Annotated in this window: 12 protein-coding genes; 4 read left to right on the forward strand and 8 right to left on the reverse strand. The window is 44.3% G+C overall.

Annotation, left to right across the window (positions count from 1 at the left end; translation table 11 throughout):
* Positions 1–131: 131 nt before the first annotated feature.
* The 4 genes from L5L77_RS17060 to L5L77_RS17075 all read right to left on the reverse strand — a co-directional run bounded on the left by L5L77_RS17060 (position 132) and on the right by L5L77_RS17075 (position 6855).
* Entirely contained in the window at positions 132–1892 is a 1761-nt protein-coding gene (locus L5L77_RS17060) for a toxin-antitoxin system YwqK family antitoxin (protein ID WP_263223270.1), read from the reverse strand.
* 12 nt (positions 1893–1904) lie between these two features.
* Positions 1905–4202, reverse strand: a complete 2298-nt coding sequence (locus tag L5L77_RS17065) for a hypothetical protein (protein WP_263161590.1) — start codon at positions 4200–4202, stop codon at positions 1905–1907.
* 217 nt (positions 4203–4419) lie between these two features.
* On the reverse strand, positions 4420–5628 hold the full coding sequence (locus L5L77_RS17070) for a NupC/NupG family nucleoside CNT transporter (RefSeq protein WP_263161593.1): 1209 nt from the start codon (positions 5626–5628) through the stop codon (positions 4420–4422).
* 279 nt (positions 5629–5907) lie between these two features.
* Positions 5908–6855 carry a LysR family transcriptional regulator gene (locus L5L77_RS17075; protein WP_028761657.1) on the reverse strand — a complete coding sequence of 316 codons (948 nt, stop codon included), beginning with the start codon at positions 6853–6855 and terminating at the stop codon, positions 5908–5910.
* A 216-nt stretch (positions 6856–7071) separates the two neighbouring features.
* Here L5L77_RS17075 and L5L77_RS17080 point away from each other — a divergent pair, with 216 nt between their 5' ends.
* Both L5L77_RS17080 and L5L77_RS17085 read left to right on the forward strand, forming a co-directional pair.
* A complete protein-coding gene (locus tag L5L77_RS17080) occupies positions 7072–7818 on the forward strand; it encodes a CPBP family intramembrane glutamic endopeptidase (RefSeq protein WP_263161597.1) in 747 nt (248 codons plus the stop codon).
* 89 nt (positions 7819–7907) lie between these two features.
* Complete coding sequence (locus tag L5L77_RS17085; protein ID WP_263161599.1) at positions 7908–8870, forward strand: dienelactone hydrolase family protein; 963 nt, start codon at positions 7908–7910, stop codon at positions 8868–8870.
* 175 nt (positions 8871–9045) lie between these two features.
* On the opposite strand, the gene L5L77_RS17090 is transcribed toward L5L77_RS17085, so the two are convergent.
* From L5L77_RS17090 to L5L77_RS17105, 4 genes are all read right to left on the reverse strand, one after another.
* Positions 9046–10335 (reverse strand): cytochrome c, encoded by a 1290-nt coding sequence (locus L5L77_RS17090; protein ID WP_263161602.1) that lies wholly within the window; start codon positions 10333–10335, stop codon positions 9046–9048.
* On the reverse strand, positions 10335–10868 hold the full coding sequence (locus L5L77_RS17095) for a (2Fe-2S)-binding protein (protein WP_006082848.1): 534 nt from the start codon (positions 10866–10868) through the stop codon (positions 10335–10337). Before L5L77_RS17095 ends, L5L77_RS17090 begins: the two co-directional genes overlap by 1 nt.
* Positions 10865–13762: a xanthine dehydrogenase family protein molybdopterin-binding subunit gene (locus tag L5L77_RS17100; protein ID WP_263161605.1), complete on the reverse strand. Its 2898-nt coding sequence runs from the start codon at positions 13760–13762 to the stop codon at positions 10865–10867. The genes L5L77_RS17095 and L5L77_RS17100 overlap by 4 nt, the downstream gene beginning before the upstream one ends.
* Positions 13763–15266: 1504 nt before the next feature.
* Complete coding sequence (locus L5L77_RS17105) at positions 15267–16379, reverse strand: N-6 DNA methylase (RefSeq protein ID WP_263223271.1); 1113 nt, start codon at positions 16377–16379, stop codon at positions 15267–15269.
* A gap of 68 nt (positions 16380–16447) precedes the next feature.
* On the opposite strand from L5L77_RS17105, the gene L5L77_RS17110 reads away from it, so the two are divergent.
* Both L5L77_RS17110 and L5L77_RS17115 read left to right on the forward strand, forming a co-directional pair.
* A complete protein-coding gene (locus tag L5L77_RS17110) occupies positions 16448–18145 on the forward strand; it encodes a hypothetical protein (protein WP_219251131.1) in 1698 nt (565 codons plus the stop codon).
* Positions 18145–19023, forward strand: coding sequence for a hypothetical protein (locus L5L77_RS17115; RefSeq protein ID WP_219251132.1), 879 nt, complete (start codon positions 18145–18147; stop codon positions 19021–19023). Before L5L77_RS17110 ends, L5L77_RS17115 begins: the two co-directional genes overlap by 1 nt.
* The last annotated feature ends 45 nt before the right edge of the window (positions 19024–19068 follow it).

Raw genomic sequence — 19068 nt, forward strand, 5'->3', positions numbered from 1 at the left:
GCCGTTTGCGGCCTATACAAGAATCCTAATTTTTTGCTGTTGAGTTTATTTATCGGGCTGTGCACTTATATACAGTGCACAGCGCCAAGGGTTAAGTTAATCGATTAATCGATTAAGCGAATATGCTTAGGCTAAAACATCGGGAAACCAGAGTCACTGGTCACCACAGGTGGCGGTGTTTCCTGATTTAAAAACTGCCCATGATTGTAGCTATTAATCACCTCTATCCAGCCATGCTCCTCAAACTCATATTGCTTACCATGAAGTTTGCCCTGCTCGTCATAATTGGCGATTTCGAGCACATAGTCTTCAACTGAGCGCAATTCCCAATGGCCGACTTGCTTGCCTAGATCGAAACTACCATACCAATAGCGTCTTTCAGGATTGGGTATTGGGCGGAAACCGTACTCACCATGGGTGTACACCCAGTCGCCATCCTGTTGCCCATTGCGGTATTCGCCCTTTTCATACAATTGGCCGTCAGTGGCGTAGCGTTGTACTAATCCTTCGGGTTTGCCATGGTTAAAGTTTATTAATTCAAGCAGTTGCCCTGAACTTGTCTCATTACGAAACTCGCCATGGAGTTCACCATTGTCATCATAGCTAAAGGTGAGGCTGGTATCCTCTTGCTGCTTCTTCCATTTGCCTGAGGGCTTGTCATTGGAATATTGACCTTGCTCGGCCACCCAACGCTTACCGGTTTTATGGTCGATTTTCACCATTTCATAGGGGCCTTCACGCTTGCCCTCGTTAAAATACTCGCGGGAAACGGTGTTTACATCAGTTTGGTCGAAGGATTTAATATGTAAGCCAGTCAATTTTTTATCGAGTTCCTCGCTGCGACTCACTAACTCGCCTTGCTGGTAGTCTTCGCTGAGTGACCAGTTTTTGAGTATGTCGTTTTCTGTGCTCTCAATCAGTTGGCCCTTGCTAAAGCGCTGCTGCTTACGATAAACCCAGCGATTACCTTGGTATTTGCTGTCGGTGGTTTTTTTTATTTGCCCTTGCTCATCGTATTCGATGGATTGGAGGGCATCCCCTTTATCGTTGGTCACTTCCTTTAATTTGATCTGACCATTTTCATAATAAGTCAGTTGCTCACCGACCTGATAATCAGCTTGATATTGGTAGTGACGCTCGACTTTGCCATTGTCAAAATATTCAAAATAGTCACCTTGCCTTTTGTCTTTAACGAACTCTTGGGTCGAGATGACTTGCCCATTCAGGCCCCAAGTTGTCTCAGTGCCATGCAATAGGCCATCAACACGATGTGCTTCACGGTTAAGTTTGCCAAGATTAAAATATTGACTCACACAGGTCGGGTCATTGCAGATCTTGGCGGTGACTTCACCTTCGGGGCCAAAATGTTCGCTGATGCCGACTGCCTGTCCATCTTTAAAGGTGGTTTTGTAGCGGATATTGCCGCCATTCCAGTAAGCGGTTTCGAGGCCTTGTTTCACACCATTTTCATAGTGCGATTCAACATACAATTGACCCGTGGCGATATATTTTTTGAGCAGGCCATGAAGTTGGCCTTGCCCATTGCGAAAGCCTTGCTCGTACGGCTTGCCATCCTCAAAGTAACATTGATAAGCACCGCGGAATTGTTCGCTCGTGAGGGTTTTACCGATTTTGTTATCGGCGAGGGCACTGGCGCAGAAAAGCATATCTTTGTCTTTGTAATAAATCTCAGCCTTATAATGTCCGTCGATAACTTCGGTCGATTGTTTTAGATAGTATTGAGCCTGTTTTTCATCTTTGACAACCTTCCAATGGGCATCGAGTAACACCTTTTGTGCATTGGCATTGGCATTGGCATTGGCATTGGCACTGATAGTGATACAGATAAGTACCAGTGCTCCAAGGAGCAGTTTTACTGTAAATAGACGCATAACCGCTCCTTTTTATGGCAAAGGTTTAAAGGTGAATTCATAGGGGATGTCGACGGGGTCTTTAGAGATCGTCATATAACTTACCTTCGCGGCGGGGCCTACGACACTTAAATAGCGACCATCGATCAGCACCTCGTTAATCCGCTGCTCAGTATTTTCAGGGAGTCGAATGGTTAACAGATTGCCTTGGGCATCTTCGACCTTAAAGTAATTTTTAAGATCGCTACTCGGCTCATTGCCATATCCGGTTTGCGTCAGCCAAGACTGCAAATCGATTAACCAAGGGCGGTCAGTCACGGGCAGTTCTAAAGGCTGCCAATGGATATCACCTTGGCACCGGATCTTGCCCTTGATCTGTTTATCGTAGAAGAACTGCCGCACGTGATCCGGAGTCATCAAAATATAGGCGGCACCGTTGGGGGCATTGGGATCAAACTGCCAAGTGACGGGGTTTTTACCCTCATTAAAACCTTGCTCTATTTCAGGTTTGCAGGCGGTCGCCAAGGCGGCTGACATGGGAATATATAGATTATGACCATTATCAGTGACAGGTTTTATCCCTTGGATAGCACTGATTTCAGCTTTTGATGACTCAAGATCCTGATAGATGAAGCTATCAAGGCTTGAATTGCCAAACTCGCTTAGGGGATTGGCCAGATTTTGGTTGTAGTCGGTAAAGGTCACAAAGCGGATGTTCTTGGTTTGGCTTAACTCCGGCTGTGGCTGGTTCTCTACGATTACAACGGTTTTAGGGATCTCATCTAGCTTAATTAGCAGGGCGCGGGTGCTAAGGTGATGAGGATCATCGACACCGATTAATTCCCCCAGCAGTTCCTTATCCGTCACCGTTAACCATTTAGGATAATCACCATCGCGACGGGCTTCGGCCATCCTTCCTTTAAATTGCTGAAAAGGAAGGTTAATGTTTTGAGTGCTACTCTGCTTTATTACGACTTTAAATAGCTTTGCCTCGGCGTCGAGCACCTGAATTGTGAGGCTCGCATCGCCGAAGGCGTAAGGATTCGCGACCAGTTCATCCCACGACTTTTCGACTATCTTATTGCTTTCGGGGATAAGGGTCAGCTTGGCGGTGATATGGTCTATCAGTTTGAGTTTATTGGCGGTGTTGTCCCAGCCTGTGGCGATAAGATCCACCGAAGACTCAATCGAGCGGTTGAAATTCATTGCCACACCTCTGCTGTGCTGCCAGAAGTGAATGTCTATTGGATTTCCGCTGGCATCAAAGGCGGCTAAGTCTTCATAATGCACATTAGCAACCACATATCGCGGGCTTATATTATGCACAAAGCGCAATTGCAGCACTTCTGGAGTGTCAGCGCCCCATGGGCCAATATTATCAAGAATACCTTGTTGATCAGATAATAAGGATTTTATAAAGTCCTTATCATGGGCTTTATATTCCCGCGGAGCATCGCTAATAGGGTAGAGTTCTTTTTGCATATCATCTATATCACGTTCGGCATCGTAGCGAGCGTCGGCATGCCAAAGCATGTTCATGATATAAGGGCTATCCTTGGGCGCCATGGCGATGCGGCGGGTGAGGGTACTGCCTTTGCTCTCTTCCTGTTGAAAAAACGCCATGCTCTCTAACCAGCCGGTTTTGCGGTTAAGCTCGAACTTTCCATAGGCCTTAAAGTTGTCTTTCTCACCTTGTACTACTGCAAATAACTTATCTTCGGTCACTTGCTCAACCGTCCAAGTTAGGCGTGCATCCATGGGGGCGCTGATGCTATAACCGACCCTAGGCTCAAGTGCTACAGGCAAGGTTGGAGCTTGTTTAAACAAGCTATTAAGATTCACCCAGTGGTCAAATAATTCCTTGATATCTTTTTGATCCATTTTGGCAATGGGAGTCAGTTGGCGGACTTCACCATTGTTAAATTCCACATTAAAGCCGTCTTTAACCAACTGAAAGATTTCATTAGAGTTACCTTTAGGGTCGATATTACTCACCGGAATCGGCATACCATAATCGCTAATTTGCAGCATATTAGGTTGGATAAAAAAACGGGCGTTATGGGTTAATGGCATTGTTAAGCTGGCCGCCTTACCCTCTGCATTCTGTAATTGGTAATCCAGCAGCAGTCGTGCCTGCAGCACTTTGCGGGTTTCAAAGCCATCATTGAGGTTTATGGTGGAGATAATCTGATATTCACGCTCTGTGGGTATGTTGGTATTAACTGAATTGGAGGGTGACGTTGAGTTATCGCAGGCGGTTAACAAGAGTGTTATACCTGCCATTGTCAGTGTGATTGCGGCGTTAACTGCCTTGTATTTCACTATGGCCATTCGTACTCCTTTGGCTACGCATGTTATTGAAATGTAAACTCATTAATCTTTTTCTGGCGACATTATACACAAAAAATATCTGAGGCATAAAAGAAAACCCAAACCAAGTTTGCTTGATTTGGGTCTGTGTTGATAGCGGTTTTGCTGCGCGCGAGTGGCTAACTTAGTGGCTAACTCAATGGTGAGATGAGTGCCTAAAAAAGCCCAAGCTGATGGATTACAGCGAGAGGATCACGCTGGCAATTGCCGCACTCATGAGGTTAGCGAATACGCCAGCGGCAATGGCGCGAAAACCATTACGGGCGATAAATTCGCGGCGTTCTGGCACCATGCTACCCAGTCCACCGATCAAAATTGCCATAGTGGAAATATTAGCGAAACCACACAGGGCGAAAGTCACAACGGCCTGAGAATGGGCGCTCAGTTGGTCTTCGACTTTCATTAACTGAATAAAGGCCACAAATTCATTCACCACGATTTTTTGGCCAATGAGTGAGCCTGCAGTAATGGCCTCATGCCAAGGAATACCCAGCAGCCATGCCATAGGGGCGAACAGATAACCGAGCAAGAACTCGAAGCTTAACTGGTAACCGAACCATTCACCCACAGCGCCTAACATGCCATTCAGTAGGGCGATAACACTGACAAAGGCCAGTAGAGTGGCACCAATCCCGACAGAAATCCGCATGCCAGACATAGCGCCATCGGCTAAGGCTTCAACCACATTGGTGGCGCGTGGCAATTCGACAGAGGTGATTTCATCGGCGCTGTGTTTGTCATTGTCGCTAGGCGGCATGAGGATTTTTGCCATCAACAGACCCGCAGGTGCCGACATAAAGGCGGCGGCGATCAAATAGTTAAGATCGACACCTAAAGCGGCATATCCCACTAAGGTGCCGCCCGCGACTGAGGCTAAACCACAGCTCATGACCGCGAAGAATTGCGAATCGCTCATGTGCTTTAAATAAGGTTTGATCACCAGCGGCGCTTCAATCATGCCGACAAAGATGTTCGCCGTGGCAGATAAAGACTCGGCGCGGCCCGTGCCCAGTAAACGCTGCAGACAGCCACCAATAATGTTGATCACCTTAGGCATTAGACCAATATGGTACAGGGCTGAAATCAGCGCCGAGAAGAAGATGATGATACCTAACACATTGATTGCAAATACGAAGCCGACTTTACCCGTGGCGAGATCGCCAAACAGGAAACCAATCCCTTCGTTGCCATAGGCTATCACGCTCGACACGCCCGCAGTAACGGATTGCAATACGGCCTTACCCGCAGGGACGTAGAGCACTAACAGGGCAAATATAATTTGTAAGCCTAGGGCTAAAATCACAGTGCGGTAGGGAATATTCTTGCGGTTCACTGACAGTAACCAAGCAAAAAACAAGATACTAATCATGCCTAATATCGCGGTCATAAGGGATTATTCTTTTGAGTTAAGGAAGAAGCCGCGCATTGTAGGCCGAGTCGCAGTAAGGGCAAGTCGAGGGCGTTACTGGGCTGTTACGATAAAACAGTCGAAAATAGCAACAGTTTAACTTGCTGTTTATGCAGGAGAATAAAAGCTATTTTAGCTACTGTTGCCCAGAGGAAATAATATTTGTGCCTGTGGCAATAATCGAAATCACGCCACAGACGACTTTAGGCTGGTGTCGTAGTCTGTGCTGGTTTGAAATGCAGCTTAAGTGGCTGCAGTTTAAGTGACTGTCTTACCTAACCAAGGTTTGAGCTTTTTATCCCAGTAGGGCGGGTGGCCGATATGGGACTTTAAACACTCGATTATCACCTTGTACTTAGTCGGTAAATGGCGCCGCCTCGGGTAAACCACATAGACGGGCATCTGTTGTAGTGGTTTCCAATCGGGTAAGAGTTGGATCAGTTTTCCGCTTTGAAACTCATCACTGAGTAAATACGTGGCCACATAGCCTATGCCGCGCCCGGCAATCACCGCATTGCGCACGGCTTCGGCTAAATCGACACGGTAATTCCCCGCCACATGCACGGTTTGTTCTAGGTCATCCTTAGCAAAACTCCAGCGATCATAATTACGGCTCTTGCTTTGATAGATAACGCAATTATGTTGCGCTAACGCCTGTGGATGGTGTGGCACGCCATGCTTGAGTAAATAATCGGGAGAGGCGACCACCACAAAGTTAGTCTCGGCGAGGTGCTGGGCGATATAACCTTCGTTCAGCTGTTCATGGTTAGTGATCCACAGATCTAGGCCTTCTTCTAGCATGTCGGCTTTATGGTCGAACAGGCTTAGCTCAAATCGCAATTCGGGGTACTTTTGCTGCAACACTTCCAGCGCGGGGATAATGTGTAAGGTGCCAAAGGACTGGGAGGAACCGAGACGAATCGTCCCGCTAATGTCATCGCGGGCATCCAGCATAATCGCATCGGCATTTTGCGTCGCTTCAAACACTTGCTCACAGTAATGGGCAAACTGTTGGCCCGCGTCGGTTAGCACTAAGGTGCGAGTGGTCCGCTGGACTAACAGCAAGTTCAGCTCGGCTTCCAGTGCGCCAAGCTGCTTGCTGACATAGGAAGTCGAGGTTTTTAACTTGGCCGCCGCTTGGGTAAAACTACCACTGGTCACCAGAGTGTGGAATATCACCATCTGGCTAGCTCTATGTTGTATCACGCTAGGCCCTCTAGAATTTAAATCGCTATTTTAAGCTAGCCTTGCCCTAACCGACAGCCGTTTGTGCCATTTGATGATAACTGCTTGCATTTACTGATGTAAGTTAACAAAATAGCAACAGCTGCATTATTTGGCGAAAGGAGTCGCTTTAACATGAATACAAGTGCCTCACTCTCCTAGATAGTTGTATATAAATAATAAAAATGAGGAGTGAGCATGTTGGATCTATTTTTATCGTTACTTGGTAATGTCGGTATTATCGTATTAATCGTATTTTTCTTCGAACGTCTTGGTAAGGTTAACGTTAATATCGGTTGGATGGCTTTATCATTTTTCCTCTTTACTGCTTATTTTATTACCGTATTAAAGGGCGGGAATATTATTCCCCTTGATAAGTTAATCCCTGACTTAAATTGGAATTGGGGCGGTAAGGTTGCTTCTATACTTTTGTGGATCGTCAGCTTATTTTTACTTAAGACTTTTGTTAAGGGAGTTAAGTTAGCTGATGCGGGTTTTACTTGGAAACAAAACCTAGGCTCCGTCAAACCTGCTGTTATTGTTATTATTTTATTTATAGGCTTGCAGTTGATACTCTCATATTCCTTAGGTAATGGGCCTAACTATGATACCGAGAAACTCTTGTATCAGGCGTTAATGCCAGGGTTTGATGAAGAGCCAATGTTTCGAGGGATATTGCTATACTGTATTTCGTTTGCTGTGGTTTCTCAGCGCTTTAATCTCTTTGGTGCAAAACTCAATATTGCAGGTTTGTTGTTGGTTATCTTATTTGGCCTAGTACATGGACTTATGTATAGCGGCGGTGAGTGGCAGTTCTCGCTTATTTCAATTCTGATTACAGGTTTCTATGGTTTTATTTTACTCTGGTTAAGAGAGCGAACGGGCAGCTTAGTGTTTCCCATTATTGCTCATAATCTAGTGAACTTAGCGGGTCAGTTTGTCTAATGTAAATGCGCAATGAATTAGTACTGATAGGTTATTTGGGTCTGGGTATTTCGCACTCTTTGCTAGCTTGGTAAATGGAGGATAAGTTAATGACACAGCAAGAAATAGTGATAATGGATGTGGAGCCGCCGCAATCGATACCGCAGGAAGCCTTTGACTGGTATGACGAATATGCCCATGGCATTATCGATCGCCGTGAGTTTATGGGGCGGCTCGCTGGGCTGGTGGCGCTAGGTTTCACCATGACGATGCTCACGGGCGCACTTTTGCCGAACTATGCCCTCGCCGAGCAAGTCTCCTTTAACGATCCCAGTATTCAAGCCAGCTATGTTAAGTTTCCCTCGCCAAATGGTTATGGTGAAGGGCGCGGCTACTTAGTCATGCCCGATGAGTTATTGCTCGCGGGCAGTGCCGCAGGTGAGCCGAAAACCTTAGATCTCAGTAAAAAAGCCGCTGTGGTATTAGTGGTGCACGAAAATCGTGGCCTTAATCCCTATATCGAAGATGTGGCTCGCCGCTTAGCCGCGCAGGGGTATATCGCCTTCGCCCCCGATGCACTTTATTCCCTAGGTGGTTATCCGGGCAATGATGATGCGGGCCGCGCCATGCAAAGCAGTTTAGACAGAGCCAAAATCGAGCAAGACTTTATTGCCGCAGCGCAGTTTTTAAAAGTCCATCCCCAAAGCAATGGTAAACTCGGTGCCGTGGGTTTTTGTTTTGGCGGCTATATCGTCAATATGCTGGCCGCCACGATTCCCGATGAACTCAATGCAGGCGTACCTTTCTATGGCACACCCGCGGCTGCAGAACTGCGTAGCCGAGTAAAGGGGCCACTTATGTTGCAATTTGCTGGGCTCGATCAGCGGGTAAACGACACTTGGGCCGAGTACGAAACCCAGCTAAAAGCCAACAAAGCCGATTATGTCGCCTATCTTTACCCGAATGTGAATCACGGTTTTCATAACGACTCTACAGGACGATACGATAAAGCCACCGCCGAACTCGCTTGGGCGCGCAGCTTAGCCTTTTTTGACACTCGACTGCGTGTCTAAGTGAAAGTAAAGCTCCGCTTATTCTAATTCCGCTTACTTTGATTAAGTCGATGAGTGACCGATTCTCGCGCTCTATATCATTCAAGCAAAAGCCGACGCTAGAGTCGGCTTTTATTTTAAATCTCCCACATACCCATGCGGCTTTTATCTTAAATCTCCCACATACTTATGCGGGTTAGTCGTGCTCGAGGATCACTTCTTTCAAGCTTTGGATGGTCTTCACATCGAGATTACCGGGTTGTGTGCTCCAGGTGAGTCTTAGGTAATTGGCTAAGTCTTTAATCTGCTCGTCGCTTAACTCATCAGCATATCCTGGCATAGCATAAAAGCTGGTGGTGAGGTTGTAATGCTGGCTCTTAATGCCTTTTAGCATCACGGCGACGATATTGTGTGGACTGGCCTTATCTAAGGTGGCGTTACCAGCCATCGCGGGGGCGACGTTGGGGCGACCTTCACCATTTTGACCATGGCAACCGGCGCAGTAACCTTTGTAAAGCGTATAACCTGGCAGTTCAGGTTTATGGCCGTTAAAGGTGAGCGCTTGTGGTTGAATATCTTCATCGGTATCGAGCAGATAACTGCTCACCGCGCGCATATCATCGTCGGTTAAGTGGCTAAAGCTGTGATACACCACGGGATACATGCCGCCAAAGACAGTACCTTTTCGGGAATAGCCTTCAGTAAACAGCGACTTAAGATCCTCATGGGTCCAGTTCTGCCTGTTAAGCTCGGCGGGGCGAATGTCCGATGCTTCAAGCCCTTCGATAATCGCGCCCTCAAAGTGCTTGTCCTGCTCCATGGCAAACATCGTGTCTCTTGGGGTGTGGCATTCACCGCAATGCCCTAGGGCATTGACTAAGTAATTGCCACGATTCCAATGCTCGCTTTTTTCCTTGCTCGGGGTAAATTCCTTGGCATCGTGGGCGACTAAGTTCCAAGCTTTTAGGCCAAAACGCAGGTTAAACGGAAAGTACACATCATTGTCGCGGTTGGCTTGCTTGATGGGTTTAGTACTCATCAAATAGGCATAAATCGCCTTAGTGTCGTCGTCCGTCAGCAGGCTGTATGACGTGTAGGGCATAGCAGGGTAGAGGTTGCCGTTGACGCCAACACCGTGGTGCATGGCGTCAAAAAACTCCTCGTAACTGTATTTGCCAATACCGGTTTCTTTGTCTGAGGTGATATTGGTTGAGTACACAGCGCCAAAGGGGGTTTCGAACGGCAAACCGCCCGCGAGTTCACGACCGCCCACCGCAGTATGGCAGGCCACGCAATCGCCTATCTTCATCAGATACGCGCCGCGTGCGATGTCGTTATTCGTATTGCCGCCTTCATCGGCAACGCTGCTGGAACAGGCGAGCAAACCTAGCCCTAAACTCAGGAGTAGATTGTGACTCAACAGATTTTTTATCCTACTAATGTACGGGAAATAGCGCGAGAAATGGCGCAGATTGGCTGATGTCATCACAGGGTTAGCCCCTTAGTTTTGAGGATCAGATCTTTGACCGCCGCATAGTATTTTACGTAGCCAGTACAGCGACATACGTGTTCACTCAAGGCATCTTCAACGACTTTTTCAACTTGATCTTTAGCGATAGGTTGTCGCTCTAATCGCTCAAGCAGCGCGGTCGATTCGTTGACAAAGCCCGAGGTACACCAGCCACATTGAAACGAGAAGTGCTCTAAAAAAGCTTCTTGCACTGGGCTCAGGGCGGTGATTTCGCCAAGGGAGTTTTGTCTAGCATGACCTTCGACAGTGCGGACGCGTTTACCATTAAAACGCTCTACACCATTGATACAGGTACGCACCACTTCGCTCATGCCTTGCTCGTCGTCGACGATCACTGTACAGGCGTGGCATACGCCTGCGCCGCAACCAAACTTAGTGCCTGTGAGGTTTAAGTATTCATGTAGAAACTCAATCATCATCACACCATCGGCGACTTCAATCGGGCCTACGGCTTGGTTATTAATGGTCAGTTTAATAGACTGGCTCATGCCATGGCCTCCTTAATTTTTTTCGCTGTCATAGGTAAATCGTAAAAGCGGACATGGGTTGCTTGATACACGGCTTCAATCAGCGCCGCGACCACAGGGATCATCACCACTTCGGCGATACCACGGCTAGGATCGTTATCAGATAACTGTGGCAATATGGTATGACGTTGATCCCACACGCCCACATGCCGCGCTAACGGCACCTGATAGCGATTGAGGTTCCACGTACCATTGCCTGCGCCGGCTTCAAATGGCGGTAAGCCTTCATGCAGTGCATGGCCAATCCCCATCGCAAGGCCACCTTGAATTTGCCCTTCGACTAATTCTTTAACAATCACTTTGCCCGCTTCTAACCAAGTATGAGAACTCAGTAGCGTGACTTCACCATTGCCTTCGTTTACGGCCACTTCAACCAAAGTGGCGCAGGGGGCGTAGTAAGTCACCATGGCATTGTTCAGTTCGGCCTTGGGATAACTCATGGCTTGACGATCGATCAAGTGATAGCCATTAGACTTCATGCTGGCTTGGCGCGCTTTGATACTCATAGTCGTGTCGGAAGTGGCCGCAAATGTCGCGTTGCCTTCGCCGTATTGCAGCGCCAGCGCATCGAGTGCTAAACGCTCTTTAGTGCCAAGAATGTCGAAATCGGCTTCAGCCCAAGCCCAGCGATTAAAGGCATGGCCCATCACGCCGACCACTAAGCCCATGTCGTGGGCACGTTTAGCGAGAATATCTAGCGACAATGGCGGAAAGCCCAAGGCGGTTAGCTTGCCATCGACCCAGCGACCATCCCGTGAGTTATGCAAATTAGTTGAGCCCATTGGCGTATTAAAATACAACTCGTTCCAAATCGATACCGCTGCAGGCCATAGGCCGTGGCGATAGATAATATCGGCGGCGATGCGGCTGACATGGCTTTGGTAATAGGCCGACATAGACGCCGACGATGCCATGGCTTTAACCGGTGTCCAGCGTGGATTGGCCGCCATTTCATCTTGGCGTTGCTGCGAAATAATATAAGGATTATCGGTTTGCACTAATTGCATCGCATCCCAAATATCCACTTCGGCGAGTTTTACTTCATCGGCAAAGTTGCCGAGGGCATCGCTGATCACAACGGCTTGGGAGGTTTGCGTGCCTGTGCCCATTTCGATAAAGCCGATTTCCAGGGTGATTTTTCCATCTTTAGCTAGGCGAACCGCCGCACTTGGCGCTGCTGCGCCCGTACCATAATCTTTGGTGGCGATACCAAAACCGACGCCGTAACGCATCCCCGGATGTTTGGCCTCATAGTCCTTTTTATTCACCGCGCGGTTTTGCCACACGGGAGCTTGCTCGGCCATCTCGAGCATTTCGCGGTAACGTAAAGTGCCGTTAGGAATCGCGCCTTGAGTATTACGCTGGCCAGACTCCATCACGTTGGCGGCGCGCAGTTTAAAGGGATCAATCTTTAGCTCGTCGGCTATCTCGTGGATCATGCATTCCATCGCTGTCATCGATTGCAGCGTGCCATAACCGCGCATCGAACCCGCATCTGGGTTACGCGACGCATAGGCTGTGGCGATAATATCGTTGCGCGGCGTGTAGTAAATGCTTTGCATCGCTGTCGCACCAACCGAGGTCACAGACGGGGTAAAGTTGACTCGTCCGCCGCCATCGACAGTCATCTGTGAAGTTAAGGCTTGGATTTTTAAGGTCGATTTATCCACCGCTAAGCGGCTTTTCATGATGAACGGATGACGCTTAAGGCCAGATTGGAATTGCTCGAATCTGTCATTGGCGAGTCGGATTGGCCCTTTGGCATAAACGGCCGCGATCACGCCGTAATAAGGAAATATCGAATGGTCTTTCGCGCCAAATCCACCGCCGATATAAGGCGAGTGCACCACAAGATGTTTTACCTTGCCTGCCAGTGGGCTAGATAACAGCATGTGCACTGCCATCTCTTGAAAGTCCTGAGGCGACTGCGAGGTAATCACAGTATGAAATGTTTGGCTAGTTGCGTCATACCAGCCGTTAAAGGCTTCGGGTTCCATCATCATAGGATCGATGATCTGGGTGCGATATTCCCGCTCTAACACTTGCCATTGTTGATTGGCTTGGGCGCTAGCAATCTGCTTATCTATCTCACCCGCATAATAAAGCCCGCGCTCAGACACTGTCCCTTTGGCATTCGGATTACCTAACCATTCAGGCTTGCGATCTTTTACGCTGGGGAAAAACAGCCCATCGTGGAGTGGGCTATATAAATCTTCCCGTGCGCCATTTTCACCTTCAACTCGAATAAGGCGCCAGCTGGCGTAAGGGTCTTTCGAGTCCGACACAAACGGCGTTTGCTCACCAAAGCGTAGTAAGGTCTGGTCAAATTGCAACAAGGACTTAGCTTGCTTAAAGGCGGGGAAACTGTCGAACAACAATATCGCCACCGCATGACCTAAGTAGTCGGCGGTTTGCCCCTCGGCCAGTAACATGTTGTCACCGTAAAAATCGGGTAGCTTGATTTTGTCACGGGCCAGATCGGCCGCAGTGATCACTTTATAGGGCTTAGCCGACGCGGGCAGGTGGTCGAGGGAAAAGCCTTGATAAACATGGGAGGCATCGGCGGCGCGAAGTATAAAAGCGTAACCTTGCTGCTTGGGCCAGCCCTCCATGTCCATAGCACGGTAATCACGGCCATAGACCTTTTGGCCTGTGACCTTAGCTATGCCGTCATTACGAAACTTAGGTTTGGATTGACCATTAACCTGAGTTTGCCATTGGGTTGCCAGTTCAGGTGAGACAATTGCCGCATTCGCGCGACTCATTTCCCACAACAAAGGGGCCGAATATACGGCAACCCCGCCAATCACACATTGCTTGATAAAGGTCCGGCGTGACGTATTAGATGGTTCCATATCTCAACCTCAGTTGTGCTTCCGTGTAATATCAGCCGCGCTGCATGGTATCGCCCGATATAAGCTTGTTGTCGATCGACTTTTTATTGATTGTTGCGACATAGCTTTGATAAACACTGAATGTAAATTTACATTAGCCACGTTAGCATGTAGGGCCGAAAATGCAAATTTAGGCGGTTAATCGTTGCAGTTTTGACCAAGCTAAATCAGAGTGTAAAACCCGTGTTATCAGGCTTCTGCAGTGATGTTCGCACTGTGATTCAACTCAGTTACGTTATGCCTGAATTTTGTTCAGTACCCTTTGCGCTGAGCCCTTGAGCAATGCGCTCAATTGGGGCTTATTCGCATGTCGAAATTGGCTCGCTTGCCAAAACCAAACCGCCTGACACCGCGAGACTTCATGTCACTGCAAGATCAAGAGATAGTGTTATTTGATGGCGATTGGTTTAGTCACATGTATTCATATCGACATTGTTAAATCAGTGCTTGCTTAATTACTTGATTTGTAATGCTAAAGTTATAGACAAGTGTACGCTATGTCGCTATCTTAGGTTTTTAACAAGGATGAGCTTTAATCGCGTACCCGCGATTCGAGTCACTTGCATCAGGACGATGTGTCTTTTCTCTTTCTTAGATACCCAACTCCTCCTGCAAATTGGTGAATATGCTTTGGCACTTATGCTTGTTGCCACAGTGCTTATTGGCATTTTGCTCAATGTTCAGCAGTGAACGTTTTGAGCTAGTGCGACCTTGTTTTGATTGATGGCTTGGCTGACAGGTGTTGGCGAAGTGCGGTAGCAATGGGAAAGCTTTGTCGGTTCACAATTTGTCGGTTCACAAAGTAATGAACTGGCAGTTTTGCGGCCTAGCGGCCGAGGTGAATCAAGGTCGTGGGTCTTCAACCCCTGATTTTCAATCAAGAGTCGACCAAGGAGGACTGCTCGTCCTATCCTCCTTGGATGCTCCAAGACGCCCCTAGCGAAGTTACATGCATTAGTTACTGGCCTAGCGCTTATTCGAAAATCACTAACGCTTCCGATGGTACATCCTGTCCCCCGAAAGCTAGCTCGGCATCCATGCCTCGCTCACGTGATTTTCTTCAACGCCCGTCGGCAACTTCGCAGGGTATTGGTGAATAGGGTGTTAAATTTTATTTGTAATATTTTTATGAGATGAAAGTTATTACATAGTGAATGTGGATTTATATTATTCCACTATGAATTAAATCGTAAATATATAAGTGTTCTTTGTTTCACTACGAAGAAGAGTTAGGGGCAGTAGGTATTGTTTTGTTGCTAATAAATTTACTCATAGCTTTAAGTTTATTAGCATTGCATGAACTTGGATGGTTTATATTAAATTTATTTTTATAGTGATTCTCAATATATTTATCTAACTCATTGTCGGTGTTTGAAATTAGTAATTATTTTTTTGTTATATTCTACAAGGCGGTGGTTGACTTTGATATGATTAGCATGGCTTATTTAACATTACGCCATGCTTGTTACATGTTTTCATTAATAAATTTTGAAATATTTTTAATTGATATGTGTTTAGCACACGTCCCTTTTGCATTTTTTACTAACCATTGTTCTTTTTTATGCCTCCATATAGTTATAAATTTATTACTATCAATGTTGTTACTAAACCTTATTGCAATGATGCAGTCACTAATTATTATTCTTCCCGAGTTTAAGTAAGTGGTTTTTCCAACATCTCTACCTACTCGGTTTATTAATATATCACCTGCTATTGCGTATGAATGTTTATTTGATTCGTTGATGCTTTCATCGAAACTCAAAATTGAAAGATCTTTTATTTTAACTGATGTGTGGTAAAAATCTTCATTTAATTTTCGGCATTCTTTACTTGAGTTTTTCCCTCTGAATATTTTGAATTTTATATTTTTTGTTGGCATGAAGTTTTCATATAAATTTTTTACTTCATTTCTCTCGCTCTGTATTTCGCTATCAGAAAAATAGTAGTGTGTATAGTTGTACTGTTCAGCTTTTGGTTTTGAGTTTTTTATATTTACTATAAAAGTTTTAGCTTCTGTTTTTTTGAAGCTTCTATGCTTACACTCTACTAAGTTAACTAGTGTGAATTTTGAAAAAATATAACTTCTAAATCTTGCCAGTCTGTCAGAGTTGATGATTACATCAGGTACAATTATTGACAGTGTTGCCCCGTACTTTAATATATTTAAATTTAATATTAAAAAAACAATTTCCATTCTAATCGTTTTTTGATTGGAAAATATTTTAGATAGCTCATCATCAAACAAATATGTTATTTTTTCATTTATGTTAACTTGCGCAAATGGGGGGTTGCAGATAGCTAAGTCAAATTTTTTATTTTTGATTTCAGTGCTTAAATTTAATGCGTCAGCGCAAATGTGCGTAAATTTTGGATACTTCAGTTTTAAGTACTGAACATTCTTAGGGTCAATATCAACTGTGAAAAAGTCAATATCACAGCTATGTGCCAGTATGGCATCTATAAGAGCGCCTTCACCAGCGCTGAGCTCAATGCATGTTTTGACATTTTTTAAGTCGATAAGTGATGCTAGTAGATCACTTATCGGTTTAGACGTATAGTATTGATTTAACTCAGGCACTTTATATGCTAATCTCAAAATTGTAAATTTTACAGCTTAGCACCTAAAAGGTAAAGGACTAGTTTAGTATGGATGAACAACACAATATACTGTCTTTTCTGGATAGCAGTGAGTATGAGGAGCGCGCTGACTACTTAAGTGATGCTGAGCTTGAAGAATGGACTGCAACAAGCTCACATTTTAACAATATCCAAAGAAAACTTATACAGGTGGGGGCAAAGTTAATTGTAGGCCCTAGAGGCACTGGTAAGACTCATCAGATGAAATGTGCTTATCTAGCATGCAAAACAAATGATACCTATCCCTTGGCTTTATACGTCACATTTAACCACTATTTAAGGTTGGAAACATATTTACACAATGAGTCCAATGCCTTGGATATTTTCCATTGTTGGGTTTTAGCAAAAATATCTTTAGCTTGTATAAAAGATTGTGATGTATCATTCGGTGATGATGAACTATCAGTTTCAAAGCTTGAAAAGTTTGTTGTTGATATAGAAAGAAATAAATATTCGAATGAATATGCTTATATTATATCAAGATTAAATATAAGAGAAACTCAAGAGTTAATCAATAATGCATTAGATTTAAAAAATAGGAAAAGAGCTGTTTTACTTCTTGATGATGCAGCATTGACATTAACTCACGATTATATGGTTGAATTTTTTGAAATATTCCGAAGTATAAAATCAGTAAAAATATCTCCTAAAGCTTCAGTTTATCCAGGCACAACGCAGTATGGCCCTCGTTTCCATGTTGGACAGGATGCTGAAAAAGTTTCAATTTGGATGAATGTACAAGACTCTGATTATTTAAGCTTTATGGGAGCTATTATCAATCAAAGGTTTAATCAGAGACTTAATGAACTGGATAGTGATATTAAGGAATTGTTAATGTTTGCAGCATTTGGAATTCCAAGAACATATATAACACTTATAAGATCTTTTGTTGAATCAGATAAAAAAAGTACTCAAGCAAAGTTCAATGAAGTAATTCAGGAAAAATGTAGAAATATATTGACAGAGTATAATTCTATTTCTGAAAAAATAAAGCAGTATAAAAACATCATTAATATTGGTGAGAAATTTTTAAATGAGATTATTGCTGCCTTAAAAGAGCTTAACTATAAATATATTGATGAAAATGGTGATGAGTATAAAAAAGTAATTACCATAGGTATTGAAGACATTGATGAGCGAGCTGAGAGAATGATCAAGTTTCTTGTTGAAGCAGGCTTATTGTATGAACAAGATATGATTTCTCATGGTTCCGAAAGAAAAATAAGAAGATTCGTTCCACATTTGGCTTTACTTATTAAGGAGCGTATCTTTGTTAAGAATAGAGGATTTAATAGTAAAGGTTTGTTAAATATATTGGTTGGACCTTCTGAAAAACATCCATTACGAAGAAAGTTTAATAGATTGTTACCTGAGTCAACCATCAATAGAATAAAGCTTGATCTACCACCCTGTAATACATGTGGGACAGGACGGATATCAGATGGTCAAAAGTTCTGCCATATATGTGGTAATCCGTTAGTTGATAGTTCCATTTTTAAAGAGTGTATGGCTAAAAAATTGTCAGAATTACCATTTACGGACTTTCAGCATAAGGTTATAAATTTTTCAAAATATAAAACTATTGAGGATGTACTTGTATCAGATGATACAATCGCCGAGTTGAAAAAAGTTAATAGGGTCGGCCCTGCTTATGCTGAAAAAATTGTAAATAAAATTAATGCTTGGACAAACGAGTTTTTATACTAATGGCTAAGGCAGAATTTAAGTTCCCAATCTCTGGAGAGCGTTCTACATCTAGGATTCGTTCATATGGTTTTTTTGACTCGACTTATGTAGAACCTGACTTGTCGCCGATCGATCTATTTAATAATAATATGACGACTTATTTGAAATTGTTAGGTTGTTTTATTCTTGATACAGAGAGTATGCGGCATGTTTCTTTGGTTGGTGAAGGTAAAGATGAGTGGAATAAACTGAGTAATTTAGTTTTGCTTGGGTTTATATCATCAGTAGAAAGCTATTGTCGGTGTTTAATTCGAAAGCTTTTACTCGTAGATCTAGAGTCAAAACGTCAAAGTTATTCTTGTCTATTAACATATGGTGCTGCACTTCATCACGATAGAGTATTGTTGCCAGAGGCATTAATTGAAGATGCCTCTTTTTCTTGCGCAAAAAATATAAAAGAAACTATTAAATCCGTTACGGGTATTAACCTTAATAATTTGCAAAAATTTCCAGCATTATCTTCGGCTTTTGATAATTTCGATTTTGTTTGTCAACTTAGACACTGTGTTGTTCACAGATCAGGGTTGTTAGGTTCAAAAAATGCACTTGCACTGGGTTTTGATGAATTTCGCTCTTACTTAGAAAAACCTATTAAACTAGATTTTTCTGTTATTCAAGAGGCTGCAACAGTATGCAACACATTAGTTAAAGAGCTTAATGATAAATTATTTTCTGATATTTTAGTTAGAAGTACTTCTTTTATAAATTGGAATGGTGACTTAAGAACTGACAAGGTGAATTTCGATCCATATTTTTTTATATTCTCTCCTATTTCGGAACATGGGAAACGTGTAGAGAGTTATAGAGCTTTTATAGCTGCTTGTAATATTAAAGTTTAAATACGAGTAGTAATTTTAAATATAAGACAGGCATCGCTCTTTCAA

It is taken from the genome of Shewanella sp. SM29 (genome assembly GCF_025654245.1).
Taxonomy (GTDB): Bacteria; Pseudomonadota; Gammaproteobacteria; order Enterobacterales; family Shewanellaceae; genus Shewanella; species Shewanella oncorhynchi.